Origin of the sequence: Aggregicoccus sp. 17bor-14, assembly GCF_009659535.1 — a bacterium.
Lineage (GTDB): Bacteria > Myxococcota > Myxococcia > Myxococcales > Myxococcaceae > Aggregicoccus.
Map to the genome: position 1 here is coordinate 116025 of NZ_VJZZ01000006.1, position 23679 is coordinate 139703.

Genomic DNA, 23679 nt, shown 5'->3' on the forward strand with positions numbered 1-23679 from the left:
AGGACGGGAGGCAGCGGATGTTCCAGTCGGTCATCGAAACCCAGGGCATGCGGCACGGGCGCTTCGGCACGGGCGCCTTCATCTCCTTCGCGGTGCACGCGGGGCTGCTCGCCGGCGTGCTGTGGCTCACGGCGCCTCGCCCGGAGGTGGAGGTTCAGGGGCCCAAGGACCTGGTCATCCACCTCGGTCCCAAGGCGCCGATGGTCGCCAAGGGCTACCGCGACCCCGCTCCCGCGGCCACCGTGCGCCCCAAGCCCCGCGCGGACCGCATCCCGCGCCACGCGCCCACCGCGCGTCCGCCGGAGGCCACGCCCACCGACACGCCCCCGTCGCCGCCCGCCGCGGACGAGGTGCCTGCTCGGGAGGGCGTGCTGGGGGGCGACCCGCGCGGCAGCATCACGAGCTCCCTGACGAACATCCCCTTCGTCCCGAGCAGCGAAGGGCAGCCCACGGGCGAGGACGTGCTCGTCTTCGGCAGCGGGATGACCAAGCCCCGCATGGTCTCCGGCCCCGCGCTCGAGTACACGCGCGAGGCGCTGGAGGCGCACGTGGAGGGCACGCTGATCGTGCGCTGCACCATCACCCGCGAGGGTGAGACGGAGGCCTGCAAGGTGCTCAAGGGGCTGCCGCACCTGAGCGAGGCCGTGCGCAGCGCGCTCGAGGCGCGCCGCTACACGCCGGTGACCTTCCAGGGCCGCCCGGTGAGCGTCTCCTACGTCTTCAACGTGCAGCTGAAGCTGCCGCAGTAGTGGCCCGCGGGCAGCCCCGGGTCCCGGCCTCCGGGACCCGGGCAGCGGGGCGCGCTAGCGGACGAGCGCCGTGATGGTGACGGTGGTGTCCACGTCCGAGGACTCGAAGTACGCGAGCCGCAGCTCCTTGAAGCCCGCGGAGGTCGGCGTCACGTCCACGCGCGTGGTGCAGGACTGGCCCGGGGCGAGCGCGCGGTTGGCGCAGCCGTCCTCGCTCACGGTGAGGTCGCCCACGTTGCCCAGGGTGCGCCGCTGCAGCGGGCCGGTGGGCTGGGTGCCCACGTTGGTCACGGTGAAGACCTGGAAGGGGGCGGGGTTCACGCTGGTGCGGTCGTACACGCCGAAGTCGATGCCCGGCGGCGTGATGGCGAGGAAGGGCTGGTCCGGGCCCTGGCCGCAGAAGCCGTCGGTGCACACCAGGCGGCCGCAGCACAGCCCGTCCTCGCAGCTGTTGGCGGACTTGATGCAGCAGTCGTCGCCCTCGCAGGCGCACAGCTGGGTCTCGTCGCAGTAGGCCTGCAGCGCGGGGGTGAAGCTGCAGGCGCCTGCGCCCAGCCCCAGGGCCAGGCCGATGAGCAGCGCAACGAAGGGGCCCCTCACGGCAGCACCCCCGAGACCACGATGCCCGAGGGCCCGACGCTCACTCCCGACAGCAGGTTCTTCGGCGTGTTCGACTCCTGCACCTTGTAGAGCACCACCGAGCCCACGATGGCGGTGAGGCCGGCGCCCACCAGGATGCCGCCCCACAGCTGCTGCTTGTGGCCCGCGTCGCGGATCTTGAAGGCGTCCAGCGGCGTGGCCGGGCCGTCCGGGAAGCCCGCCTCGATGAAGTCGCGCTTCTGGGTGGCGTTGATCAGCAGCAGCGTGCCGCCGGCCGACAGGCCGATGCCCACGCCCAGCGGCGCGAGCGCCCACACGCGCGAGGAGGTGGGCCGGTCCAGCCGCGTCTCCAGCCGCAGCGCGAGCTGGTCGGCGAGCCGGGGCGCGAGCCGGACGATGGCCTGCTGCAGCTCGGGCAGCCCGAAGCCGGTGACGAACTCGTCCGCGAGCGCCGTGCCGTCCTTCACCGAGAGCACCTGGATGCGCGCCGCGTAGCCGGCCTCCCCGCGCGACACCTCGCCCGTGAGCACCCCCGAGACGCCCAGCGCCTCGCCGTACTGCGCGAGGCAGGACTTGCTGTGCCAGTCGCACTCGAAGAGCTTGCGCCAGCGCTCCTCGGGCAGCGTGTGCTGCATGCTCGCCGCGCTCTGCACCTTCACGCCCTGACGCGCGAGCTGCCGGTCGAGGTGGTCGGTGATGCCGGCGGCGACGTCCGGGGGCACCCCCGCGGCCGCGAGGCCCGGGGAGGCCAGGTTGGGTTGCTTCGCGGGCGCAGCCGCGAGCAGGGACACGACGAGGAGACTGGAGAGCACGGGGCTGACTCCACGGAAGGTGGGGAGGCGAGCTCCGACTCTAGTCAGCCCTCCGCGCCCGGCGAAAGCCGTTCCCGCCCGGGAGTGTCAGCGCGAAGGACGGTAGAGCGCCGCCACCCGGGCCGCGAGGAAGCGGCGCGGCAGGAGCCGGGGGGCCGCCGCGAGCGCCTGGTTGAGCAGCCCGGGCACCACCAGCGCCCGGCGCGAGACGAGCGCCGCCACCGCCCGCTCCGCGCAGGCGGGCGCCTCCATCACCCCCACCTGTCCGGCCTTGAACTTCGCATCCAGGCCGCTCAGCTCGAGCAGCTCGGTGGCGATGCCGCCGGGGGCGAACACCGTGACGCTCACCCCGTGCGCGCGCAGCTCCTCGCCCAGGCTGAGGCCGTAGCTGGTGACGAAGGCCTTCGAGGCGCCGTAGGCCGCCTGGTAGGGCAGGGGCATCAGGCCCCCGACGCTGGAGACCATCAGCAGGGCGCCCGGCTCGCGGGCCTGCACCATGTGGCGCGCGGCGCGCGAGGCCAGGTCCACCATGCCCAGCACGTTGGTGCGCACCAGCGCCTCCAGCTGCGCGGGCTCCTGCGCGAGCGCCTCGCCGTAGAAGGTGACGCCCGCGTTGAGCACCACGGCGCTCAGGGTGCGCCCCTCCGCCGTCGCCTGCGCGAGCACGCGCTCGGCGGCGCCCCCTTCCGCGAGGTCCGCCGCCACCGCGAGCGCCTGCACCCCGCAGTCCCTCTGCAGCTCGGCGGCGAGCGCGTCCAGGCGCTCGCGCCGGCGCGCCACCAGCACCAGGTTCGCCCGGTGCACGCGCGCGAGCACCCGCGCCATCTCCAGCCCCAGCCCCGAGGAGGCACCGGTGACGAGGACCCAGCGGGAGGCGAGCGCGAGTGGCTTGGACATGCCCACCCCTCTACCTCAAACGCGCGAGCTCCGCCGCCTTGAGCAGGGCCTCGGCCATGGGCAGGCAGCTCGCCTCGCCCTTGCCCGCGATGGCGTACGCGGTGCCGTGGTCGGGGCTGGTGCGCGGCACCGGCAGCCCCAGGGTCACGTTCACGGTGTGCACGAAGTCCAGGGCCTTGGCCGGGATGAGCGCCTGGTCGTGGTACATGGCGAGCACCGCGTCGTAGGGGAAGGGGCGGCCCTTCCCGTCCCCGAAGTGGGCGAAGAGCCCGTCCGCCGGCAGCGGCCCGTGCGCATCGATGCGCTCGCCCCGCGCGCGCGCCACCGCCGGGGCGATGACCTCCACCTCCTCGCGGCCCAGCAGCCCCCCCTCGCCCGCGTGCGGGTTCAGCCCGAGCACCGCGATGCGCGGGCGCCGCCCGAGGCGCGGCCGGAAGGAGGCGTGCAGCAGGCGCAGCTGGGCGAGCAGCCCCTCCGCGCTCAGCAGCGAGGGCAGCTGCGCGATGGGCACGTGGTTGGTGGCGAGCGCCACGCGCAGCCGCGGCCCGTCCATCAGCATCAGCACCTCGCGCCCGAAGGCCTCGGCGAGGACCTCGGTGTGCCCCATGAAGGGGATGCCCGCGCGGCTGATCTGCTCCTTGCTCACGGGCGCCGTGCACAGCGCGTCCACGTGGCCCGCGCGCGCCGCGTCGATCGCCGCGCGCACGTAGGCGTACTGCGCGCGGCCTCCCTCCAGGCTGGGGCGCCCGGGGCGGCGCGCCGGCGCGGGCAGCCGGCTCACCTCGATGCACAGGGGGCCCTGGGGGCGGGCGCCGAGCGCGGCCGCGCGCGGGTAGGCGCCCAGCGGGGCGAGGCGCGCGAGCGTGGGGCCGTCCCCGAACACCACCGGGACGAGCGCGCGGCGCACGCGGGGCAGCGCGAGCGCCGCGGCCGTGACCTCGGGCCCGATGCCCGAGGGGTCTCCGAGCGAGATGCCGACGACGGGGCGCTCGCTGCGCTGCGCGCGGCGCGGGGCGGGCACGGCTAGAGCTTCACCTGCACCACGGCCTTCTGCCGCAGCTCCTGGACGTACTGCTCCACGAACTTCTCGGTCTTCTCGCGGCGCAGCTTCTCGGCGAGCTGCTCCTTCACGTCCTCGAACTTGGGCACGTCGATGGCGCGGCGCTCCTCCACCTTGATGACGTGCCAGCCGAAGTCGGTGCGCACCGGGTCGCTCACCTCGCCCTCCTTGAGGCCGAAGGCGACGCGGTCGAAGGCGGGCACCATCTGGCCGCGGCGGAAGAAGCCGAGGTCGCCGCCGTCCGCGGCGCTGGGGCCCTCGCTGCGCGCGCGCGCGAGCGCCTCGAAGTCCATGCCCGGCCGGCGCGCCTCGGCGGCGATGGCCAGCGCGCGCTTGTGCGCGGCCTCCACCTGCTCGGGGGAGGCGTTCTTGGGCACCTGCACGAGGATGTGGCGGCAGTGGACCTCGGCGTCGCCGCGCTCGTTGCGGGTGTACTGGGCGTACTCGCTGCGCAGGTCCGCCTCGCTGAGCTTGATGCGCGGCTGCACCTTGAGCTGCACCAGCTTCATGCGCGACATCTGGCCGCTGAGCATCTCGCGGTACTCCTGCATGCTCAGGCCCTCGGAGCGGATGCGCTCCTCGAGCTCCTCGCGGCTCTTGAGGTTGTTCTGCTGGAGCACGTCGTCGATGGCCTGGTCCAGCTCCTTGTCGGTGGTGGAGAGGCCCATCTCCTTGACCTCCTTCTCCATCAGCTTCTCGCCGATGAGCTGGTCGGTCACGCGCTTGAGCAGCTTCTGGCGCTCCTCGCCGCGCTTCTTGGGGTCGCGCACGGCGCCCAGCTTCTCGAGCTCGGGGCCGGCGCGCAGCTCCACCTCGGAGAGCGTGATGATGTCCTGGTTCACCACGGCGGCCACCCGGTCCACGACCTCGGCGCCTGCGGGCCCCGCGCCCAGCAGCAGCGCGAGCGCCGCGCCCAGTGCCATCGTCCTCTGCTTCGTCATCCGCTCCATCGCCTTCCTCGTGTGCGCCCTGGGGGCCCTCTCTGGAGGAGCCGGGCTCGCCCGGGCGCAGTGTGTCACGGCCCGCCCGGCTCGGGGCTGGCCACCTTCGCACCGTTCGCGCGCACCTTGAGCGCCTGCAGCACCGGCTCGTTCACCCAGACCTGGGCGCGCGCCTTGAGGCCCTTGAGGTAGTCCTCCTGGGCCTGCAGCCGCTTGTCCTCGAGCAGGCGCGCCTCCACCTGGGGGCGGACCTCTGCCAGCTCGCGGTGGCGCGCAGGGCGGCGCTCGAGGACGCGGAAGAGGTGGTAGCCGTAGTCGGTGCTCACCACGTCGGAGACCTCGCCCACGCGCAGCCGGAAGGCCACCTCCTCGAACTCCGGCGGCATCTGCCCGCGCGCGAAGAAGCCCAGGTCCCCGCCCACCTTCGCGTCCGGGCTGAGGGAGTAGCGGCGCGCGAGGTCCGCGAACTTCTTGCCGCTCTTGAGCTCCTTCTGCAGCCTTCGCGCCTCGTCCAGGCCCTTCACCACCAGCTGCGCGGCGCGCACCTGCTCGGGCTCGTTGAAGTCCGCCTCGTGCGCGGCCCAGTACGCGCGCAGCTCCTCCTCGGTCACGGCGACGCGCGGGTACACGTGCTCGGCGTAGAGCTTCTCGATGGTGAGGCTCGCGGCCGTCTCGGCCTTGAGGTCCGCCATGGACTTCTGCCCCTGGCTCAGCGCCTCGCTGAAGTTGCCCTCGGGGTAGTCGCTGGAGAGCCGCAGCACGCCGCGGTCCACCTCGGCCGCGCTCACCGTCACGTTGTTCTGCCGCGCCGCCTGCAGGAGCAGCAGCTGGTTCACCCGGGTGTCCAGCAGCGCGCGCTTGAAGGGCTCCACCTCCTGCGGGGTGAGCTCGGGCGCCACCTCGTTGGAGAGCTCGCGCTCGAAGTCCGCGCGCGCCACCGCCTCGCCGTTCACCGTGGCGACGGTGTTCGCGTCCGGCGACTCCTGGGCCGCCTTGCGGCAGCCGCCCAGCAGCGCGAGCGCGCCGAGCAGCGCGGCGGCGAGGGGGAGGAGCGGGCGGCGGGAGGGGACCGGGGACATGCGGGAACTCCGGGGGACGGCAGAGACGATGGAACGGGAGACGGAGCCCGATCATACCCGGGTAACACGCAGGCCCTGACAGGGCAACCGAGCGCCCGGCCGAGCTGCGGCGGACGGCCGGCGCCGGCCCACGCCCGGCTCCTGGCCCCCAGGGGACTCCACGCCCGCCCGCCTGCTCCGGGTGTCCACTTCCCGGGGGGGGGTCCTGACCGGCAGGGCGGTTGCAGGCACACAGCGCAACGACACCTCTGGAGGCCCTTGGATGCAGCAGCAGCCCTCACCCGCGGAAGACAGCGACCTGGACCATGTCAGTGTTTTGCCCACAGACACCCTCTTCTATGCCCTGCAGGTGATGCAGGCCCACGGCCGGCGGCTGCTGCCGGTGCTGGACGCGCAGGGGGAGCTGGTCGGCCTGTTGACCGAGGCGCACCTGCTGGGCGCCTGGCGCGCGGATCCGCTGCTGCCCGTCTCCGAGGTGATGGCGCCCCACCCGGCGCCGCGCGCCCCGTGGCTGCCGGGCGAGGGGCCCGAGACCCGCGTCGTGACGGCCGCGCAGGCGCTCGAGGCGAGCGGCGTGGGCGAGGAGGGGGAGCGCTGGAGCCACTAGGCGCCCCGGCGCGCGTGTACAGTGCGCGCCCCCGTGGCCCCTCCCTGGACCGTCTACATGCTGCGCTGCCGCGACGGCTCGCTCTACACCGGCGCGACCGTGGACCTCGAGCGCCGGGTGGCCACGCACCAGGCGGGCCGCGGCGCCGCGTACACGCGCTCGCGCCTGCCGGTGGCGCTCGTGTGGAGCGAGCCCGCGCAGGACCGCAGCGCGGCGCTGCGGCGCGAGGCGGCCCTCAAGCGCCTCACCCGGACGCAGAAGCTCGCGCTCGTGCAGGCCGTGGCGCCGCGTGCGCCTCGCTCGCGCCCGGCGCCGCGGAAGCCTGCCGCCCGGAAGCGCCCGTCCCCGGTGGGGAAGCCGTCGTCGCGGACCGCGAAGCGCGGCCGCCGCAGCTTCTGATGATGCTGGAGAAGTGCACACATGCGGAAGGCAGGCCTTGCCGCGAAGCCGAGGCCTCCCCACTGTGCGCGCCTGTCGTCGTCCTCTGGTCGCAGACCTCTGGAAGGAGCCGTATCCCATGAGCCTCGGAGTCCACTTCGCCCTCCAACCCGCGCAGCTGCAGGCGCTCCGCGCCGCGGAAGGGGAGGACGAGGTGATGGGGCGGGTGCGCGAGCTCGAGGAGACCTGGGACGAGGCGAGCCTCTACGAGAGCCACAAGGCGTGGGACCCGCTGCAGCGGATGCTCTCGGACGGCGGCGTGCTGGAGCTCGCGATGCTCGGCGGACGCAGGCTGCTGCCGGGCGGCCGTGGCTACTCCGTGGTGCTGGTGCTGCCGGACGACGTGCGCTCGGTGGCGGCGGGGCTGCAGGCCCTCACGCCGGAGTGGTTCGCGCAGCGCTTCCGCGACCTCGCCGCCACGGGCTACGTGAGCGCCGGGGACGACGTGGAGGGCCGCTGGCTGTGGAGCCACCTGTGCGGCCTGCGCGACTTCTTCACCCGCGCGGCCGAGAACCACCGCGCGGTGCTCTTCACCGTAGATGCGTAGATGCGCAGTTGCCTAGGCGCGCCTAGACCGGCGGGCGGGTGACGTCGGCGCGCGCCGGGGGCAGGCCGCTGCCTGCGCCAGGGGTCGCCGGAGGGGGCAGGGCGTTGCGCTTCTTGCGCCCGCGCGCCCCCAGCACCAGGCCGAGGACGAGGCCCACGCCGGCGCCCACGCCCGCGCCGATGAGCTCCGCGTGCTGCAGGTCGTGCGCGACCTGGCGCACCACGGCGGGCAGGTCACACTGGGTGGTCGTGGCGTAGGGGCTGGTGGTGTTCCACTCCAGGTACTTCGGAGCCATCCAGCCGGCGATGAAGCCGCCCAGCAGTGCGCCGGCGAGCATCAGGGTGATGACGGTGCGGAGCAGGGACATGGCGCATGCCTCGTGAGCAGGGAGGGAGACTGGGGCCTGGCTTAGCCCAGCACGCCCGGGCGGCAAAGGCCGCCCTACCCATGCTATGGCCACGGTGTGCCGCTCCTGCCACTCGCCACCCTGTTCGCGCTCGCCGCGCTCGTCTGCGCCTTCTTCCTCGTCCGCCACGCCTTCGCGCGCAGCGTGGGCACCGGGATGCTGGTGCTGCTGCTGCCCGCCTACGTGCTCGTGTACGCGTTCAGCCAGTTCGAGCACCGGCGCAAGGGGCTGATCGTGGCGGGCTTCGTGGCCTGCAGCGTGCTCGCGGCGCTGCTGCTGGGCGTGGGGCTCGCGGCGCTGCAGCCCGCGCTCCCGCCTCCTCCGCGCTTCTAGACCCCGCGCGCGACCGGGTCCCAGACGTACTTGTGCAGCTGCAGCTGGAAGCGCACCGGGAGCCGGTCCGCGATGATCCACTCGGCGAGCTCGCGCGGGTGCAGCTTCTCGAACACGGTGGAGAAGAGCAGCCCGTAGGGCTTCTTCAGCAGGCCGTGCTCCTCGATGAGCCGGCGGCTCCAGTCGTAGTCCTCGCGGCTGCCGATGACGAGCTTGAGCTCGTCGTTGCCGTTCATGCTGGTGAGGTTGCGCAGGTCGTTGCGGTCGCACTCGCCCGAGGACGGCGTCTTCATGTCCACGATCTTGTGGACCGCCGGGGGCACGAGCCGCACGTCGATGGCGCCCGAGGTCTCCAGCAGCACGGTGAGCCCCTCGGCGAGCAGCGCCTCCATCAGCGGGTAGACGCCCGGCTGCAGCAGGGGCTCGCCGCCGGTCACCTCCACCAGGGGCGCGTTCATCCCGCGCACCTCCTGCACCACGTCCGCGATGCTGCGCCGCTGCCCGCCGTGGAAGGCGAACTCGCTGTCGCAGTAGCTGCAGCGCAGGTGGCAGCCGGTGAGCCGCACGAAGGCGCACAGCAGCCCCGCGTGCGAGCTCTCGCCCTGCACCGAGAGGTAGGTCTCCTTCACCACCACCGAGTCGGCGGAGGGGAGGCGGCGGGGCTCGATATGGGGGCGCGCGGCGGGCATGGGAGGGAGGCCTTTAACCGCACGCGGGGCGCGCTGCGCAAGCGCTACCCGCCCCTCCGCAGGGCTAGCGGGGAGCCTGCCCCTTGCGCGCGAGGTAGTCGTCGATGAGGCGGCGCGCGATGGAGAGCGGCGGGGGCAGGGGCGGCATCGCGTCCGCGCGGAACCACGCGGCTTCCGCGATCTCCTTCGGGTCCAGCTGCAGCGCGCCGCCCGCGTACTGCGCGGTGAAGCCCACCATCAGCGAGCGCCCGAAGGGCCAGGGCTGGCTGCCGAAGTAGCGCACCTCGCGCAGCTCCACGCCCACCTCCTCGCGCACCTCGCGCACCACCGTCTCCTCGAGCGACTCGCCCGGCTCCACGAAGCCCGCGAGCAGGCTGAACCACTTGCCGGGGAAGTTCGCCCCGCGCGCGAGCAGCACCTCGTCCCCGCGCTCGATGAGCACGATCACCGCGGGGCTGATGCGCGGGTAGAAGACCGCGTGGCAGGCGGGGCAGCGGCGCGCCCGCTCGCCCTCGGCGAGCTGCGTGGGGGTGGCGCAGCGCCCGCAGTAGCGGTGCATCACGTCCCACTCGCTGATGGCGATGGCGCGCCCCACCATGCCGAAGCGCGCCTCGTCCACCGTGCCGTAGAGCGTGCGCGCGGGCGCGAGCCGCAGCGGCGCGGGCAGCTCCACCCCTGCGCGCAGCGGCGCGGTGAAGCAGGCCTGCTCGCCCAGCATGCCGAGGAAGTGCAGGGGGCCGTCCGCGAGGGGCTGCACCTGCGCGAAGGCGGGCAGCTGCGGCGCCGCGCCCTCGGCCTGCGCCACCACCACCTCCATGCCCTGGGCGAGCACCAGCTGCGCCGGGGCGCCGGGAGCGGGTTCGGGAGCCTGGTGACCGGGGACGAAGAGGGCGCTGGGCATGGGCGGCGCGAAAGCTAACGCGCCCCCTCCACCCCGCGCACGGTGAAGGAGCGGCTGCGCGCGGCGAGCACCCCCGTGCCGTGCGCCTCCAGCTGGTAGGCGCCCACGTGCATCAGGGTGAGGTTGGGGAAGGTGGCCCGCCCGTCCTGGGTGTACGCCACCGCGCCGCGCAGGTTCTCTCCGCTCGTGCGCAGCGGCAGGGTCAGCTCCACCGGCACCGAGAGGTCGCGCACGCGCTCGCCCGCCGCGTCCACCACCTCCACGGTGACGACCGGCTCGATGGGCGCCCCGGACAGCGCGTCCGAGGGCTCCACCGCGAAGCGCAGGCTGTGCGCCACCTGCAGCTGGTCCGTCTCGCCGCTGCCGCCCCCGGACCCGCAGGCCCCGAGCCCCAGCGCCCACGCCCCCAGCACGAGCCCCCGCAGCAGCCCGCCTCCCCGCCCTCCGCCCCGATGCCCCACGCAGCCACCTCCGCCCCTCACAGGTGGGCCCGCGCGCGGGAGGCGGCAAACCCCGCCGTCCTCTTCTGGGCGTGCGCCGCGCGCCTCCGTGGCCCAGCGCACAGCCTCCCTGTCCTGCAGAACGTCAGCCCTCTGCCAGCAGGCGCTGCATGTGGCGGTGGGGCACGCCCACCTCCTCGAAGGGCTCGCCGTACACCGCGTAGCCCAGCCGCTCGTAGAAGGGCAGCACGGCCGCGCGCGCGTGCAGGTGCACCCGCGCCACCCCGCGCCGCCGCAGCTCCGCCTCGAGGTGGCGCACCAGCCGCGCCCCCAGCCCCTGGCCCTGCAGCCGCGGGCTCACCGCCATCTGGAAGAGCCGCCCGCCGGAGGGCTCGCCAGCGGCGCTGTCCGGGTGGAAGAGCACGCAGCCCACCACCTCGTCGCCTGCATGCGCGACGAGGTGCAGGCTCTGCGCCTCGAAGGGGAAGGTGACGCTCTCGCGCGGGCGGCCCAGGGGCTCGCGCAGCACGCGGAAGCGCAGCTCCAGCTCGCCCGCGTAGAGCGGGTCCGCGGGGGTGATGAAGCGCAGCGCGAAGGAGGGCGCGTCAGGGGAGGAGGACACGGGCGCGCCTCAGTAGCTGCCGGTGAGCTGCAGGGTGAAGGTGCGGCGGTACTGGGGCACGGCGCTCGCGGCGCTCGGCGCGAGCGAGGGCAGGGCGTACGCGGCATCCAGCAGGTTCTGCACGCCGGCGAAGTAGCGCAGCCGCCCGTAGTCGCCCGAGACGCCGAGCCCCACCAGCAGCGCCTCGCCGCCCTCCGAGCCGCGCCCCCCGCCGCGCGCGCTCTGGTACGTCGCCTGGGTGGCGAGCCGCACGCTGCCGTCCGCCACGGGCAGGAGCAGCCGCGCCGTGGCGAGGTGGCGAGGCCCCAGCGCCGCCACCTCCGCGGGCGCCTCCTCCAGCCGCGCCCAGGTGTAGGAGACGTCCACCAGCAGCAGCCGCCCCGGCTGCCAGTGCAGGCCGGCCTCCGCGCTCCAGTCCCGGGCGCTGCCCTCGGCGTTCGCGAACGCGACGCAGGCCGCCGTGACGCAGCCGTCCTGCGGCGCGAGCACCACCAGGTCGCTGAGCCGGGTGAGGCTCGCGCCCACGGTGAGGCGCAGCGCGTCGTTCAGGTCGTGCGAGTGCTCGAGGGCGAGCGTGGCCGCGTACTCCGAGCCGAGCGTCGAACCGGCCACTGCGCCGGCGCCCGGCGCGAGCGCGGGCGCGTAGAGCTCGCGCGGGCTGGGGGCGCGAAAGGCCCGGCCCACCGAGAGCCGGGTGAGCCCCGCGGCGTAGGGGTGCGCGAGCAGCGCGAGCTCCGCGGACACCGGCAGCCCGTCCACCCCCTGCACGCTGTCCACGCGCAGGCCGCCGAGCAGCTGCAGCCGCGGGTGCAGCTGCACCTCGTCGCGCACGAAGAGGCCGAGCTGCGTGCGCCCCGGCAGCGAGACGGTGTCGGGCGCGGCGTCGCTCTCGGGGGCGAGCCGCTCTCCTTCCGCGCGCAGCTGCCCCTGCGCCTGCACCCCGAGGGTGAGCTGCTGGCGCGCGCCCAGCTGCAGCCCCAGCCGCGCCTCGCCGCCCAGCGCGTCGGTGGCCCCCGCGTCCGTGCTGCGCCCGGCGCCCGCCGCGTAGGCCCAGTGGCCGCGCACGCGGCTCGCGTCGTAGCTCCCGCGCACGCTCAGGCTCGCGCGCTCGCCGAAGCGGTGCTCCCAGCGCGCCTCGGCGAAGGCGCGCACCGTCTGCGCCTGGGTGCCGGCCGCGCCCACGAGCGTGCCGCGCGGGGCGGTGGGGATGTCCTTGCGCCGCGCATCCAGCTGGCCGAGCAGGGTGAAGCTGCCCAGGCGGGCGCGCGCGCTCGCGCTCGCGGCGCGCTCCTCGTCGAGCCCCTCCACCGTGACGCCTTCGGAGAGCGCAGTGAACTCCGCGCCGCGGCTGCGCCCCACCGCCGCGCTCAAGAGGAGGCTGCGGGCAGGGCCGCCCTGCGCCTCGAGCGAGGCGGTGGCGTGCCCGCGCACCCCGCCCAGCGCCGCGAGCGCGCCCGTCACCTCCAGGTGCTGGCCTGCGCCGAGCGAGTCGCGCGGCACCACGTTCACCACCCCGAGCAGCGCGCCCGAGCCGTAGAGCAGGCTCGCGGGGCCGCGCACCACCTCGAGCCGCTCCACCTCGTCCAGGTCCACCGCCAGGTCGCTCCCCGCGTACGCGCGCGCGTCCCAGCCGCCGTTGAGCGGGTGGCCGTCCCAGAGCACCAGCAGGCGGCTGCCCACGTCGGAGGGGGCCTCGAAGCCGCGCACCCCGAGCGAGGTGAGGCGGCGGTCGTCGGTGAGGAAGAAGCCGCTCACCCCCGCGAGCGCCTCCGAGAGCGTGGTGTAGCCGAAGGCGCGCAGCTCCTCCTGGGAGAGCACGGTGGTGGAGGCGGCGAGCGCGTCCATGGGGGTGGGGCGGCCGGTGGCGGCCGCGACGGGCGGCGGCGTGTAGCGCAGCGCCAGGTGCACGCTCGTCTCCTGGTCGCGCACCACCTCCACCTGCTGCTGCTGCGGGCGCACCTCGTTGCTCTCCACCTCCAGGGTGTGCGGGCCCTCGCTCAGGGTGAGCAGCGCGGGCAGGGTGCCCTGCGGCTTGCCGTCCACCTTGAGGTGCGCGCCCTCGCGGCTCGCCGTCACGCGCAGGCGCCCGGTGGGCCCCGCCTCGTGCCCCTCCTCGAGCGCCACCTGCGCCTGCACGCTGCCGTCCTCCGGCACGTCCACCGCCACGCTCGCGCTCGCGTGGCCCGGCGCGCTCACGTGCAGCTGGTGGCGCCCGGCGGAGAGCGGGAACTTCCCGGGCACCCGGCCCACGAGCGCCCCGCCGGGGCCTCCCTCGCGCACCTCGGCGCCCTCGGGGCTGCCCGTGAGCTCCACCTGGCCCACGATGGGCGCGAGCTCGAGCGCCTGCGCGAGCTGGCGCCCCTTCACCGGCACCACGAAGGCCTCGGCCGGGCGAAAGCCCTCCTTGCGCGCGATGAGCCGCGCGCGCACCCCGGGCGGCAGCACCAGCGTGAGCGGCGTCTTGCCGCGCGCGCCCGCCGCGTCCAGCCGCCCCACGTAGAGGTCCGCGCCGCGCGGGTTCGAGTCCACGCGCACCAGCGCCACCTTCGGCCGCAGCCGCTCGAGCGAGCGGCGCACCTCCGTCACGTCGTCGTCATCCAACCCCGAGCCGAGGCCCTCGGGCGACTGCGAGAGCTCGTCGTAGTAGCGGTAGGCCTCGGTGGGGCGCTCGAGCGCCTCGTAGCAGCGCGCGATGTTGAAGAGCACGCTGCGGTTGGGCACCAGGCGGTAGCTGGTGAAGTACTGCTGCAGCGCGAGGTTGAAGTTGCCCTTCGCGTACGCCTCGTTGCCCAGCTCGAAGGCCACGTCCGCCTCGTCCGCGGTGCTGCTCGCGGCGCGCGCGGCCGGGGCGCCGAGCAGCATCAGCAGCGCGAGCGCGAGCGCGGCCGCGAGGGCGGTGGAGCGGGGGGGCAGGGGGGACACGGGGCGCATTGTGCGCCGGGGCTCACCCGGGGGTGCAAGCACGGAGGCGCGGGGGGCGCCGCGCATGTCCAGCGGGAGAACACGCCGCTGTCCGGGTTTGCGCCACCCGTACCGCCAGGCGAAAGCCCAGCAGGGCCCACGACTTGGCCTGCGCGCTGTCAGCGCGCTTTACAGCGCGGGTGCGCGAGGACGCCGCAGCCCCGGGCGCTCAAGTGCGCGGGATTGCACGTGCGCCGGTGCTGCCGCCTCTCTGGCCCACGGGTTGCTCATGGCGCACGCCGCGCCGGGGCGGTGCTCCATCGACGGCGTCTCGAGTCGCTTCACCTGCTTCAACGGCCGAGGACCTCCTCGGGAGGGGAGGGCCGGTGCGCCTCTGGAGCGCGCCGGCCCTCCTCCCTTCTTCCGTCCGCCTCAGCGCCGCGCGCTCAGCGCGTACATCAGCGGCAGCGCGGGCACGTCCTCGGCGAGCGCGTAGCGGCGCGGGCCCACCTCGCGCATCCCGGGCAGCAGCCGGCAGCCGTTGGCGTACGGGTACTCCTCGAAGCGCTCGAGGGTGAGCCCCGCCGCGAGCAGCGCGCCCACCACGTCCGCGAGGCCCCACTGGAAGGAGTGGTCCGGGTGCGGGTTGCGGAAGTCCTTCACCCCCTCCTCGTAGCCCCAGGGCACCAGCCCCTCGCCCGACTGGGCCACGTAGTCGCCCACGCCCGGCGTCTGCACGTGCACGCCGCCGCCGTACGGATGGGTGAGCTGCAGGCGCCCGTCCGGCCCCGGCTCGAAGAGGCCGAGCACCGGGTGGAACTCCACGAGGCAGAAGCGCCCGCCGGGGGCGAGCACCCGCGCGAGCCCGCGCGCCCAGGCGCCGAGGTCGCTGAGCCAGAGGATGGCGCCGTAGGAGCTGAAGGCGAGGTCGAAGCGGCACTCGGGCGCCTCCTGCAGCCAGTCCAGCACGTCCGCGCGCTCGAAGGTGGCGGCGAGGCCCGTGTCGCGCGAGAGCGCGCGCGCCCTGTCCACCGCCACGTCGCTGATGTCCACGCCCGTCACCCTCGCGCCCCGCGCCGCGAGGCTGAGGGAGTCCGCTCCTGCGTTGCACTGCAGGTGCGCCAGGCGCTTGCCCGCGAGCGGCCCCAGCAGCGCGAGCTCCTCGGGAAACAGCGTGCTGCCCCCCTCGCGCAGGAAGCGCGCCTGGCCACCCTTGTGGCTCTCGTGCGCGGCGGTGGCCGCGTTCCAGGTGAGGCGGTTCGCCTCGTGCAGGTCCTTCCTCGCCATGGCCGCTGCCTCCCCCGGGTGCTGCGCGGTTCCGCGCTCCTGCTTACCCGAACGGCGCGCGGCGTGCGCGGTGGCGGCCTACGCGCGCGGCGGGGCCGGCGTGCGGCGCAGGAGCGCAAAGGCTACCGAGGACAGCAGCATCAGCGCGCCGAACACCCCCGTCACGCTGAGCAGCCCGGGGTGGGCGGAGGGCGCGCGCAGGTGCGCGAGCACCTGGAGGCAGAGCGCGCCGGGCGCGCCGAGCAGGTCCCAGCTGTTCCAGCGCAGCACCCGTCCCAGCCAGATGCCGTAGCCGCACGCGACGCAGGTGAGCGCCGCGAGCGCCCACGCGGCCGCCGCGCCCCAGCGCGCCTCCCAGCGCGCGCGCCACACCTCGAGCGAGAGCAGCCCCAGCAGCCAGCCCGTGGCGGCGAAGAGCGCGAGCAGCCCGATGTCCAGCCACACGGGCACGCCGGGGCGCACGCGCAGGTGCACGAAGTCCGTGAGCAGGTAGGGCGCGTTGGGCAGGAAGAGCGCCCAGAGCACGAGCAGCGCCCCCTGCAGCGGCGCGGGCGCGCGCGGCCCCAGCGCCGCGGCGCAGAGGGCAAACGCATACGGCGCCCAGGCGAGCGCGAGGTTCCAGGCGAGGAAGATGAAGCTCGCGCGCTCGCTCAGCCGCAGCCGCAGGAGGAGCAGCGCGAGCGCGGCGGCGCTGCCCAGCAGCGCGGGCAGCAGGCCGCAGGCGGGCGGCGCCGTGCGGGCGAGCGCCCGCGCACGAGCAGGAGAGTCCGGGAGGGGGAAGGCCATGCGCGACCCGGGGAGCAAGGCCTGCGCCAGCGCGTCACCTGTCCGGATGTGGGAATGCACCCTGCCCGCACGGTGCACGGCCCGGCAGAGGGGCCGGCGCGCGCCCTGCGCCACGTGCGCCGCCCACGCGCCGGCGGCGGCGCTAGCGTCTGCCTCCGGCATGGCCCACGACTCCACGCGCACTCCGCCGCCCCCTGCACCGAAGGAGGGAATAGACCCGGGCCCCGGAGGTTCGGGCGCCCACGGCGGCGCAGGGCGCGCCGGCACACGAGGGGCGAGCGCACACTCCATGCTGCGGCGACTGGTCGACGTACGGGGCGAGGAGGTCCGGGCGATGCTCTGGAGCTTCGCCTACTTCTTCTGCCTCATGTGCGGCTACGCCATCCTCAAGCCGCTGCGCGACGCGATGCTCGTCGCCGGGAGCATGAAGCTGCTGAGCACCTCGGTGACCTTCAGCATCACCTTCGGCGCGATGCTGGTGGCGGTGCCGCTCTACTCGGCGCTCGTCGCGCGCTACCCGCGCCACCGCGTCATCCCGTACGTGTACGGCTTCTTCCTGCTCAACCTGGTCGCCTTCTACGCGCTGATGGAGGCAGGCGTGGCGCCGCGGGCCGTGGCGCGCTCCTTCTTCGTCTGGGCCAGCGTCTACAACCTCTTCGTCGTCTCCGTGTTCTGGAGCTTCATGGCGGACCTGTTCGTGAGCGAGCAGGGCAAGCGCCTCTTCGGCTTCATCGCGGCGGGCGGCACGCTGGGTGCCATTCTCGGGCCGCTGCTCACGGCGCGGCTGGTGAAGCCGCTGGGGGCGACCAACCTCCTGCTGGTTTCCGCGGCGCTGCTCGTGGTCGCGATCGTGTGCGTGAAGCGGCTCACCGCCTGGGCCCACGTGGCCAGCGAGCGCCGCCCGCCGCTCGTGCCGCGCAACGAGGCGCCGGTGGGCGGCGGCGTCTTCGCCGGCTTCCAGCTGATGCTGCGCTCGCGTTTCCTGCTGATGCTGGGCCTCCAGGTCCTGCTCTACACCGTCACCTCCACGTTCCTGTACATCCAGCAGCTCCAGCTGGTGGCGACGCACGCGAGCGACACGGCGGGCCGCGTCCAGGCCTTCGCGAACATCGAGTTCTGGGTGCAGGGCCTCACGCTGTTCCTCCAGGTCCTGGTCACCGGGCGCCTGCTGGACCGGCTCGGGCTTGTGACGGGGCTCCTGCTCACGCCTGTGGTCACGGCACTGGGCTTCCTCGCCCTCGCGGTGTCGCCGTCGCTCGCGATGCTCACGGTCTTTCGCGCCCTGCGCAGCTCGGTGCACTACGCCATCGACCGGCCCAGCCGCGAGGTGCTCTTCACCAGCGTGGACCGCGAGGAGCGCTACAAGTCCAAGAGCTTCATCGACACGGCGGTGTACCGCGGCGGCGATCTCGTCAGCACCTGGCTGCAGACGGGGCTCACGGGGCTGGGCCTCGGGCTCGCCGGGCTCGCGCTGCTGGGCACGCCGCTCGCCGTGCTGTGGGGCGTGGTCGCGGTGTACCTCGCGCGCCACCAGGCCCGCGCCGCGCGCGCGCACCTCACCGTGGACCAGGTGGAGGCGCAGGAGGCGTCCGCCGCGCGCTGAAGGGCCGCCGCACATTCACGAGGGGAGAAGCCATGACGAAGCTGAGCCGCAGGCAGGTGGTGCAGATCGCGCTGGTCGCCGGGGCCGTGGTGGCCGCGGGCTGCACGGCCGGGAAGAAGTCGGGCGCGGCGGACGCGGGCAGCAGCACCGCTGCCGCGAGCGCAGGCAGTGCCCAGGCGAAGAGCGCGCCCTTGCGCATCCTGATTCTCGGCGGCACGGGCTTCCTCGGCCCCGAGCTGGTGGAGGCGGCGCAGGCGCGCGGCCACCACCTCACGCTCTTCAACCGCGGCAAGACGCGCCCCGGCCTCTTCGCGAAGGACGAGACCATCGAGAAGCTGCAGGGCGACCGCGACCCGAAGAATGCGCCCGGGCTCGAGGCCCTGAAGGGCAAGCAGTGGGACGCGGTCATCGACACCAGCGGCTACGTGCCGCGCATCGTGGGCGCGAGCGCGGAGCTGCTCGCCCCGAACGTGAAGCAGTACGTGTTCATCTCCACCATCTCGGTCTACGCGGACCTGAGCAAGCCGGGGATGGACGAGAGCGCGCCGCTCGCGACCATCGCCGACGAGACGAACGAGAACGTCCCGGAGAACTACGGCGCGCTCAAGGCGCTGTGCGAGAAGGCCGCGGAGCGGGCGATGCCGGGCCGCGTGACGGTCATCCGCCCCGGGCTCATCGTCGGGCCCGGGGACCCCACGGGCCGCTTCACCTACTGGCCCCTGCGCGTGAAGCGCGGCGGCGAGGTGCTCGCGCCGGGCACGGGGGAGGACCCCGCCCAGGTCATCGACGCGCGCGACCTGGCGAAGTGGACCATCCACATGGTGGAGCAGAAGGCCATGGGCACCTACAACGCCGTGGGCCCCGCGCAGCGCACCTCGATGCGCCAGATGCTGGAGCAGGTGAAGCAGGGCGTGCCGAGCGACGCGCACTTCACCTGGGTGCCGGCCGCCTTCCTCGAGAAGCAGAACGTGACGCCCTGGCAGGACATGCCGATGTGGATTCCCGCCGAGGGCGACACCCTGGGCGCGAACACCATCATCAGCCAGAGGGCGATTGCGCAGGGGCTCACTTTCCGCCCCATCGCCGAGACCGCGCGCGACACGGTGACCTGGTTCGAGGGATTGCCCCCCGAGCAGCAGGTGAAGTTCAGCAGCCGCGCCGGCCTCAAGCCCGAGCGCGAGCAAGAGGTGCTGAAGGCCTGGCACGCCGAATCGCAGCGGTAGGCGCAGCGTTGGGGGGCACAGTCCCTCGCCGTCAGCCCATGGCGCCTTGCGCCGCGCGCTGACGCCGCGTCCGCCTCAGGGCGCGGAGCCCCTGCCCTCCAGGTGCGCACGCACGCTCTGCACCGGGTGCGCGACCCCGTAGAGGGAGTCGCCCTGGTGGCCGCCCCCGAGGTTGACGCCGACGACCTCGCCCTTCGCATTGACCACGGGGGCACCGCTGGTCGCCCGCAGCTCCAGCGTCGGGTCCTCGAAGGTGTAGGCGAGCGTCGTCCGCTTCGACTCCACCACCCGCGCGCGATGCAGGTGCGTGCCGACGGAGCGGCCGCCGCGCACCTCGGCCACGAGCCACACGTCGTCGCCGACCTTGGGGTTCTGCGTCGCGAGGGGCAGCACCCGCGATGCCGCGCTCTCCGGAGCGATGAACGCCGCGAGGTCCTTCGAGTTGTCGCCGGGAGGCGCGCCGTGGGCTGTCGCCGGCAGCACCAGCATCGGCCCGGCGGCAGGGACTCCGCCTGCGCGTGCGGCCAGTGCAGGCCCTGGGGCCGCCAGGCGAAGCCGTCGTCGCCGGTGGAGGCGAGGCCCCGCCTGCGACCCGGTAGGGCTCCGGAATCCCGCAAGTGGTGACGGCTGCCTGCCGTGCCGCCCAGTTCCACACAGCGGGGTCCGCGCGCGGGAGATTGCATCCCCGCCCGCGGGCAGAGGTGAAACGGTGGACCCAGCGGGCCGACCTCCTCGCGGAGGACGCCGCTCGACACGCACGCACTCGCTCAACGGGAGACGACGATGGCCCAGAAGAAGAAGGCGCAGGCGAAGAAGGCTCCGGTCACGAAGCGCGCGGCTGCGACGAGCGCCCGCGGCGCTGCGGCGAAGGGTGCGGGGGCGAAGCGCGGTGGCACGGCGGCGCGCAGCGCGTCTCGCACGGGTGCGCCTCGCGCGGGCGCTGCTGTGACGGCGCGCACCGGTGCAGCCGCGAAGCGCGCGGGCGCCCGCAGCGGCCGCGTGGAGAACCTCTCCGACCGGCGCGTGGGCCACACGCCCGAGCCCGCCCCACGCGGCGGCGGCCGCGTAGAGAACCTGCGCGACACGGCCCGCCGTGCGGCGCCTGCGACTGCCACCACCACCACCACTCGGCGCGGTGCGGGCGTGGAGAACCTCGCGGACTCCGGCCTGCGCATCCGCGAGACGGCGCCCGCTCGCGAGGACTTCCGCGTGGAGAACCTGTCGCGGACGCAGCGCCCCGCGCGCCCCCACCCGGAGCGCGAGAGCCGCCGCTCGGGCGTGGAGAACCTCTCGGAAACGCAGACGCCCGCCGACCCGCGCACCGCCGTGGTGACCGTGCCGGACGCGGGCACGGAGGACCTCACCCGCACCACGCGCCCGGTGCGCGAGCGCAGGACCGCGACGGAGCGCGGCAGCGGCATCGAGAACCTTTCCCGCACGACGACGCCCGCCGCCGCAGGCCCCGTCACCACCACGGTGCCCGCGGGCGTGGAGAACCTGCAGGAGACGGCGCGCCGGCGCCGCACCGGGCGCAACCCCCGCTAGCCGCATCGGCGGTGCGAGAGCGCTTCCAGGTCGGCTTCGAGAAGCCCCGAGGCCCCGGAGGCGCTCGCCTCAACCGCCGATGAAGGGGCGCAGGTGGCCCCCCAACCCCGATGCTCGCCTCGCCATACCAGCGGCGCCACTGCGGGGAGAACGGCGGGCCTGCGGGCGGCAGGGCAGCCCCCCCGCAGGGCCGCACCGCGGAGGGGTTCAGGCCGCCTGCCTGCTCGTCCTTCCGCGGGCCCGCTGGCGCTCGTGCCCGAGACGCTCGCAGCCCTCGACGGTCACCCGCGGACCTTCCGGAGGCCGCAGGGGCGCGGGGTGGGGGAGCCCGGGTGTAGACGGGGCGCATGGACCGCCGCACGCGCACCTTCTCCTCCCCCGACGGAACCCGGCTCGCGCTCACCGAGCTCGGCCGCGGCCCTCCGCTGCTGTGCCATCCGGGAGGGCCGGGCCGCGCGTCCGTGTATCTGGAGGACCTCGCGGGCCTCGCGGAGGAGCGGACGCTGCTGCTGCTGGACCCGCGCGGGACGGGGAGCAGCGAGATGCCGGCGGACCCGTCCACGCTGCGCTTCGACCGGCTCGCGGACGACCTCGAGGCCGCTCGCGCGCACCTGGGCCTCGCGCGGATGGACGTGCTCGCGCACTCCGCGGGCGCCGTGGTCGCCGAGGTGTGGGCGGCGCGGCACCCCGATGGCGTAGGCGCGCTGGTGCTGGTGACGCCGAGCGACCGGCTGCAGGGCGGCCGGCACGCGGACGTCCCTGCCATCCGCGCCTCGCGCGCGGGCGAGCCCTGGTACGCGGACGCCGCAGCGGCGGAGCGCGCGCTCGCGAGCGCTCCGCCCGAGGCGCAGCAGCCGCTCGTGCGCCGCACGCGCCCCTTCTTCTACGGCCGCTGGGACGCGCGCATCCAGGCGCACGCAGCCGGGGCGGAGGCGCAGTCCAGCGCCGCCGCGGAGGAGGGCTACGGGCGCGACGCGGGCGGTGTCGACACCGCGGGGCTCGCCGCGCAGCTGGCGCGCGTGCGGGCGCCGGTGCTCGTGGTGGGCGGGGCGCGCGACGGCATCACCGGCGTCGCGTCCGTGCACGCCGTCGCGCGCTGCTTCCCCTCGGCTCGCGCCCTCGTCCTCCCCGAGGCCGGCCACTTCCCGTGGATCGACGCGCCGGAGGCCTTCCGCGAGGCGGTGGGCCGCTTCCTGCGGGACGCGGTCGCCCGCGCCTGACCCGGGCCGCGGGGCAGGGAAGCGTCGACTCCGGACTCGCTCACCGCCCAGCGCACCTCATGGGGCCTCCGCTGCGGACGCGTCCGCATCACTCAGCAGCGGGATGTGCCGCTCCCGCAGCGCCGTGCGCACCGCCGCTTCGCCGCCGCGCGCGTAGGCGGTGTACAGCACCACGCCCGGCACGAGGGCCTGGACCCGGTGGTGCATCCAGCGCAGGCGGGACCCGGGCAGCGGCGCGCCGGCCTCCGCCTGCGCCAGCTGGTCGAGCAGCGCCTCCACCTGTCCAGCGGCGGGGTCGGTGAGGACGTAGTCGTGGTCGGACAGGTGGTGGATGACGGCCTCGGCAGGGGCGGGCGCGGCCAGCTCGAAGCCCTGTCCGCCTTTGCGCAGCAGCCCCGCCTCCACGGGGTCCACGCCGGCGAGGAGGGCGCCTGCGCGCAGGTAGTCCACGACGTGCGCGGCGGAGGGGCCCAGAGGCGCTTCGTGCGCCGAGGCGAGCACGACGACGAACGCGGCGGGCAGCTCGCGGTGGAGCGCCTCGGCGACGATGAACGCGTGGTGGGACGCGGTGCCGCCCACCCGCGGCTGCGTCGTCAGGCCTCCGTCGGGCTGCCACTGCAACACCCACGGCTTCATCGCGTCATGGAGGATGGCGGCGGCAGCCACCCAGTCCGAGCGCAGGGTCCCGGGCGCAAAGCCGTACACCCGCTCGTAGTCCTGCACGAGCGCGAGGCCACTGCGGGTGTTGAAGGCGGTGTGCTCGGCGAGACCGCCCGGGTAGCCATGGTGGCCGTGCACCGCCTGGCCCGGCGCCGAGAGGAAGGGCTGGGGCGCTGCGGGCGCCGGTGGCAGCGGCGGAAACAGCTGCTCGAGCGTGACCGCGGCATCCAGCAGGCCCTGCTCCACCAGCTGCGCGCGCACGCGCTCGCGCGCCTCGGGCAGGGCGAGCCGCTCCGTGAAGGTCGGCCGCGGGTTCTCGAGCAGGCCCACCGTGGCCTCGCGCAGCGCCTTGTCCCGCAGGCCGCGCGCAGTACGCAGCAGGTCCGCGTAGGCGGTGCGCGCCGTGGGCGAGGTGCGCGCGAGCGCGAGCGCCCGTGCGTTGCCCGCCTGGGCAAGCGCAGGGGTGGTGGAGAGCAGGCCGGCGCACAGCACGAGCGCACGGGAGAGGGACGATGGCGCTTGCCGCATGGCGGGGGCTCCGGACGACGCGTGGGGACTCGGGGCCCAGCAGGGCCCGACGCGCCGACATACTCCACCGACGCGCAGGACAACCAGCGGTCCGCCTCACCCGTGCGCTGGCGCGCGCGCGCGTACCGGCGGCGCAAACGCGCGCAGCAGTGCATCCACCAGCGTGCGGGTCACCCTCCGGTCGAGCGGCGCGCCGGTGAAGAGGAAGCGGTAGAAGAGCGGGCCCTGCAGCGCGTCCAGGGCGAGCTCGAGGTCCAGCCCGCGCCGCAGCTCGCCCCGTCGCACGCCCCGTCGCAGCGCGAGAAGGAAGCCCGCGCGTCCGGCGGCGAAGAAGCCCTCGCGCACCGTGCGCGCGAGCGGCGCACTGCGGGCCATGCCCGCCACCAGCCCCGACAGCAGCTCGCCCGTGGCCTCGTCGCGGTACAGCCCGAGCTGCCCGTCCATCAGCCGCAGCAGGTCGTCGCGCAGGCGCCCCGTGTCCGGCACCGGCAGGGCGCTCACCAGCCGCTCGAGCGCCTCGCAGACGAGCGCCTCGCAGGTCTTCCACCGCCGGTACACGGTGGCCTTGCCCACGCCAGCGCGCCGGGCGACCGCGTCCATGCGCACCCGGTCGTAGCCCACCTCGCGCACGAGCGCGATCGCCGAGGCCAGGATGGCCTGGTGCGCCTCCTCGCTGCGCGGCCGGCCTGGCCGCCGTTCCTCTCCGCTCGTGCCCATCTCGCCGGCCAACGGTAGCCGCGGGGATATACGGAACACAACCGTCTCGAAACTCCTTGAGGCCTCGCCCGGGCGTGTGTTCGATAGG

General features: G+C 74.8%; 25 protein-coding genes and 1 pseudogene. 9 read left to right on the top strand and 17 right to left on the bottom strand.

The window, feature by feature from the left end; all coding sequences use genetic code 11:
• The first annotated feature begins 17 nt into the window (after positions 1-17).
• Entirely contained in the window at positions 18-749 is a 732-nt protein-coding gene (locus tag FGE12_RS13225; RefSeq protein ID WP_153866821.1) for an energy transducer TonB, read from the top strand.
• A gap of 54 nt (positions 750-803) precedes the next feature.
• Here the strand turns inward: FGE12_RS13225 and FGE12_RS13230 are convergent, their stop codons facing one another.
• The 6 genes from FGE12_RS13230 to FGE12_RS13255 form a co-directional block, all read right to left on the bottom strand.
• Positions 804-1349: a hypothetical protein gene (locus FGE12_RS13230; RefSeq protein WP_153866822.1), complete on the bottom strand. Its 546-nt coding sequence runs from the start codon at positions 1347-1349 to the stop codon at positions 804-806.
• A complete protein-coding gene (locus tag FGE12_RS13235; protein WP_153866823.1) occupies positions 1346-2161 on the bottom strand; it encodes a hypothetical protein in 816 nt (271 codons plus the stop codon). The genes FGE12_RS13230 and FGE12_RS13235 overlap by 4 nt, the downstream gene beginning before the upstream one ends.
• A gap of 87 nt (positions 2162-2248) precedes the next feature.
• Positions 2249-3058, bottom strand: a complete 810-nt coding sequence (locus FGE12_RS13240) for an SDR family oxidoreductase (RefSeq protein WP_153866824.1) — start codon at positions 3056-3058, stop codon at positions 2249-2251.
• Positions 3059-3068: 10 nt separating this feature from the next.
• Entirely contained in the window at positions 3069-4079 is a 1011-nt protein-coding gene (pdxA, locus tag FGE12_RS13245) for a 4-hydroxythreonine-4-phosphate dehydrogenase PdxA (RefSeq protein ID WP_194797846.1), read from the bottom strand.
• Between the two features lie 2 nt (positions 4080-4081).
• Positions 4082-5059 (bottom strand): peptidylprolyl isomerase, encoded by a 978-nt coding sequence (locus tag FGE12_RS13250; RefSeq protein WP_194797847.1) that lies wholly within the window; start codon positions 5057-5059, stop codon positions 4082-4084.
• 74 nt (positions 5060-5133) lie between these two features.
• Positions 5134-6138: a peptidyl-prolyl cis-trans isomerase gene (locus FGE12_RS13255; RefSeq protein ID WP_153866825.1), complete on the bottom strand. Its 1005-nt coding sequence runs from the start codon at positions 6136-6138 to the stop codon at positions 5134-5136.
• A gap of 262 nt (positions 6139-6400) precedes the next feature.
• On the opposite strand from FGE12_RS13255, the gene FGE12_RS13260 reads away from it, so the two are divergent.
• The 3 genes and pseudogenes from FGE12_RS13260 (at position 6401) to FGE12_RS13270 (ending at position 7730) form a co-directional block, all read left to right on the top strand.
• Positions 6401-6745: an HPP family protein gene (locus tag FGE12_RS13260; RefSeq protein ID WP_153866826.1), complete on the top strand. Its 345-nt coding sequence runs from the start codon at positions 6401-6403 to the stop codon at positions 6743-6745.
• A gap of 57 nt (positions 6746-6802) precedes the next feature.
• Positions 6803-7021, top strand: a pseudogene (locus FGE12_RS30320) (GIY-YIG nuclease family protein); the annotation flags it as partial.
• Positions 7022-7262: 241 nt separating this feature from the next.
• Positions 7263-7730: a DUF1877 family protein gene (locus tag FGE12_RS13270; RefSeq protein ID WP_153866827.1), complete on the top strand. Its 468-nt coding sequence runs from the start codon at positions 7263-7265 to the stop codon at positions 7728-7730.
• 22 nt (positions 7731-7752) lie between these two features.
• On the opposite strand, the gene FGE12_RS13275 is transcribed toward FGE12_RS13270, so the two are convergent.
• Entirely contained in the window at positions 7753-8097 is a 345-nt protein-coding gene (locus FGE12_RS13275; protein ID WP_194797848.1) for a hypothetical protein, read from the bottom strand.
• A gap of 96 nt (positions 8098-8193) precedes the next feature.
• Here FGE12_RS13275 and FGE12_RS13280 point away from each other — a divergent pair, with 96 nt between their 5' ends.
• Positions 8194-8469, top strand: a complete 276-nt coding sequence (locus FGE12_RS13280) for a hypothetical protein (protein WP_194797849.1) — start codon at positions 8194-8196, stop codon at positions 8467-8469.
• Here the strand turns inward: FGE12_RS13280 and FGE12_RS13285 are convergent.
• From FGE12_RS13285 to FGE12_RS13315, 7 genes are all read right to left on the bottom strand, one after another.
• The gene (locus FGE12_RS13285) at positions 8466-9158 is read right to left on the bottom strand and encodes a radical SAM protein (RefSeq protein ID WP_153866828.1); all 693 of its coding nucleotides are present in this window, start codon (positions 9156-9158) and stop codon (positions 8466-8468) included. The genes FGE12_RS13280 and FGE12_RS13285 overlap by 4 nt on opposite strands.
• Before the next feature lie 64 nt (positions 9159-9222).
• Positions 9223-10059 carry an NAD(+) diphosphatase gene (gene nudC, locus FGE12_RS13290; protein ID WP_153866829.1) on the bottom strand — a complete coding sequence of 279 codons (837 nt, stop codon included), beginning with the start codon at positions 10057-10059 and terminating at the stop codon, positions 9223-9225.
• Between the two features lie 14 nt (positions 10060-10073).
• Complete coding sequence (locus FGE12_RS13295; RefSeq protein ID WP_153866830.1) at positions 10074-10520, bottom strand: hypothetical protein; 447 nt, start codon at positions 10518-10520, stop codon at positions 10074-10076.
• A 124-nt stretch (positions 10521-10644) separates the two neighbouring features.
• Positions 10645-11121 carry a GNAT family N-acetyltransferase gene (locus FGE12_RS13300; RefSeq protein ID WP_370458974.1) on the bottom strand — a complete coding sequence of 159 codons (477 nt, stop codon included), beginning with the start codon at positions 11119-11121 and terminating at the stop codon, positions 10645-10647.
• A gap of 9 nt (positions 11122-11130) precedes the next feature.
• Positions 11131-14043, bottom strand: coding sequence for a TonB-dependent receptor domain-containing protein (locus tag FGE12_RS13305; RefSeq protein ID WP_370458975.1), 2913 nt, complete (start codon positions 14041-14043; stop codon positions 11131-11133).
• Positions 14044-14454: 411 nt separating this feature from the next.
• Positions 14455-15309, bottom strand: a complete 855-nt coding sequence (locus FGE12_RS13310) for a class I SAM-dependent methyltransferase (protein WP_153866832.1) — start codon at positions 15307-15309, stop codon at positions 14455-14457.
• A gap of 78 nt (positions 15310-15387) precedes the next feature.
• Positions 15388-16095 carry a DUF1361 domain-containing protein gene (locus FGE12_RS13315; RefSeq protein WP_153866833.1) on the bottom strand — a complete coding sequence of 236 codons (708 nt, stop codon included), beginning with the start codon at positions 16093-16095 and terminating at the stop codon, positions 15388-15390.
• Between the two features lie 334 nt (positions 16096-16429).
• On the opposite strand from FGE12_RS13315, the gene FGE12_RS13320 reads away from it, so the two are divergent.
• A complete protein-coding gene (locus FGE12_RS13320; RefSeq protein WP_370458976.1) occupies positions 16430-17698 on the top strand; it encodes an NTP/NDP exchange transporter in 1269 nt (422 codons plus the stop codon).
• Positions 17699-17730: 32 nt separating this feature from the next.
• Positions 17731-18921, top strand: a complete 1191-nt coding sequence (locus FGE12_RS13325) for an NAD-dependent epimerase/dehydratase family protein (RefSeq protein ID WP_153866835.1) — start codon at positions 17731-17733, stop codon at positions 18919-18921.
• 75 nt (positions 18922-18996) lie between these two features.
• On the opposite strand, the gene FGE12_RS13330 is transcribed toward FGE12_RS13325, so the two are convergent.
• On the bottom strand, positions 18997-19410 hold the full coding sequence (locus FGE12_RS13330) for a trypsin-like peptidase domain-containing protein (RefSeq protein WP_153866836.1): 414 nt from the start codon (positions 19408-19410) through the stop codon (positions 18997-18999).
• A gap of 294 nt (positions 19411-19704) precedes the next feature.
• Here FGE12_RS13330 and FGE12_RS13335 point away from each other — a divergent pair, with 294 nt between their 5' ends.
• On the top strand, positions 19705-20466 hold the full coding sequence (locus FGE12_RS13335) for a hypothetical protein (RefSeq protein ID WP_153866837.1): 762 nt from the start codon (positions 19705-19707) through the stop codon (positions 20464-20466).
• Positions 20467-20813: 347 nt separating this feature from the next.
• Positions 20814-21686 carry an alpha/beta fold hydrolase gene (locus FGE12_RS13340; protein ID WP_153866838.1) on the top strand — a complete coding sequence of 291 codons (873 nt, stop codon included), beginning with the start codon at positions 20814-20816 and terminating at the stop codon, positions 21684-21686.
• A gap of 57 nt (positions 21687-21743) precedes the next feature.
• On the opposite strand, the gene FGE12_RS13345 is transcribed toward FGE12_RS13340, so the two are convergent.
• Together FGE12_RS13345 and FGE12_RS13350 are read right to left on the bottom strand one after the other, a co-directional pair.
• Positions 21744-22874: a hypothetical protein gene (locus tag FGE12_RS13345; protein ID WP_153866839.1), complete on the bottom strand. Its 1131-nt coding sequence runs from the start codon at positions 22872-22874 to the stop codon at positions 21744-21746.
• Positions 22875-22970: 96 nt separating this feature from the next.
• Complete coding sequence (locus FGE12_RS13350) at positions 22971-23591, bottom strand: TetR/AcrR family transcriptional regulator (protein WP_194797850.1); 621 nt, start codon at positions 23589-23591, stop codon at positions 22971-22973.
• Positions 23592-23679 lie beyond the last annotated feature (88 nt).

Excerpts from the sequence above, each read along its gene's own strand:
- FGE12_RS13225 (WP_153866821.1), top strand. The coding sequence starts at position 18 with ATGTTCCAGTCGGTCATCGAAACCCAGGGCATGCGGCACGGGCGCTTC.
- FGE12_RS13240 (WP_153866824.1), bottom strand. The coding sequence starts at position 3,058 with ATGTCCAAGCCACTCGCGCTCGCCTCCCGCTGGGTCCTCGTCACCGGT.
- FGE12_RS13250 (WP_194797847.1), bottom strand. The coding sequence starts at position 5,059 with ATGACGAAGCAGAGGACGATGGCACTGGGCGCGGCGCTCGCGCTGCTG.
- FGE12_RS13255 (WP_153866825.1), bottom strand. The coding sequence starts at position 6,138 with ATGTCCCCGGTCCCCTCCCGCCGCCCGCTCCTCCCCCTCGCCGCCGCG.
- FGE12_RS13260 (WP_153866826.1), top strand. The coding sequence starts at position 6,401 with ATGCAGCAGCAGCCCTCACCCGCGGAAGACAGCGACCTGGACCATGTC.
- FGE12_RS13270 (WP_153866827.1), top strand. The coding sequence starts at position 7,263 with ATGAGCCTCGGAGTCCACTTCGCCCTCCAACCCGCGCAGCTGCAGGCG.
- FGE12_RS13275 (WP_194797848.1), bottom strand. The coding sequence starts at position 8,097 with ATGTCCCTGCTCCGCACCGTCATCACCCTGATGCTCGCCGGCGCACTG.
- FGE12_RS13285 (WP_153866828.1), bottom strand. The coding sequence starts at position 9,158 with ATGCCCGCCGCGCGCCCCCATATCGAGCCCCGCCGCCTCCCCTCCGCC.
- nudC (WP_153866829.1), bottom strand. The coding sequence starts at position 10,059 with ATGCCCAGCGCCCTCTTCGTCCCCGGTCACCAGGCTCCCGAACCCGCT.
- FGE12_RS13310 (WP_153866832.1), bottom strand. The coding sequence starts at position 15,309 with ATGGCGAGGAAGGACCTGCACGAGGCGAACCGCCTCACCTGGAACGCG.
- FGE12_RS13315 (WP_153866833.1), bottom strand. The coding sequence starts at position 16,095 with ATGGCCTTCCCCCTCCCGGACTCTCCTGCTCGTGCGCGGGCGCTCGCC.
- FGE12_RS13320 (WP_370458976.1), top strand. The coding sequence starts at position 16,430 with ATGCTCTGGAGCTTCGCCTACTTCTTCTGCCTCATGTGCGGCTACGCC.
- FGE12_RS13325 (WP_153866835.1), top strand. The coding sequence starts at position 17,731 with ATGACGAAGCTGAGCCGCAGGCAGGTGGTGCAGATCGCGCTGGTCGCC.
- FGE12_RS13330 (WP_153866836.1), bottom strand. The coding sequence starts at position 19,410 with ATGCTGGTGCTGCCGGCGACAGCCCACGGCGCGCCTCCCGGCGACAAC.
- FGE12_RS13335 (WP_153866837.1), top strand. The coding sequence starts at position 19,705 with ATGGCCCAGAAGAAGAAGGCGCAGGCGAAGAAGGCTCCGGTCACGAAG.
- FGE12_RS13340 (WP_153866838.1), top strand. The coding sequence starts at position 20,814 with ATGGACCGCCGCACGCGCACCTTCTCCTCCCCCGACGGAACCCGGCTC.
- FGE12_RS13345 (WP_153866839.1), bottom strand. The coding sequence starts at position 22,874 with ATGCGGCAAGCGCCATCGTCCCTCTCCCGTGCGCTCGTGCTGTGCGCC.
- FGE12_RS13350 (WP_194797850.1), bottom strand. The coding sequence starts at position 23,591 with ATGGGCACGAGCGGAGAGGAACGGCGGCCAGGCCGGCCGCGCAGCGAG.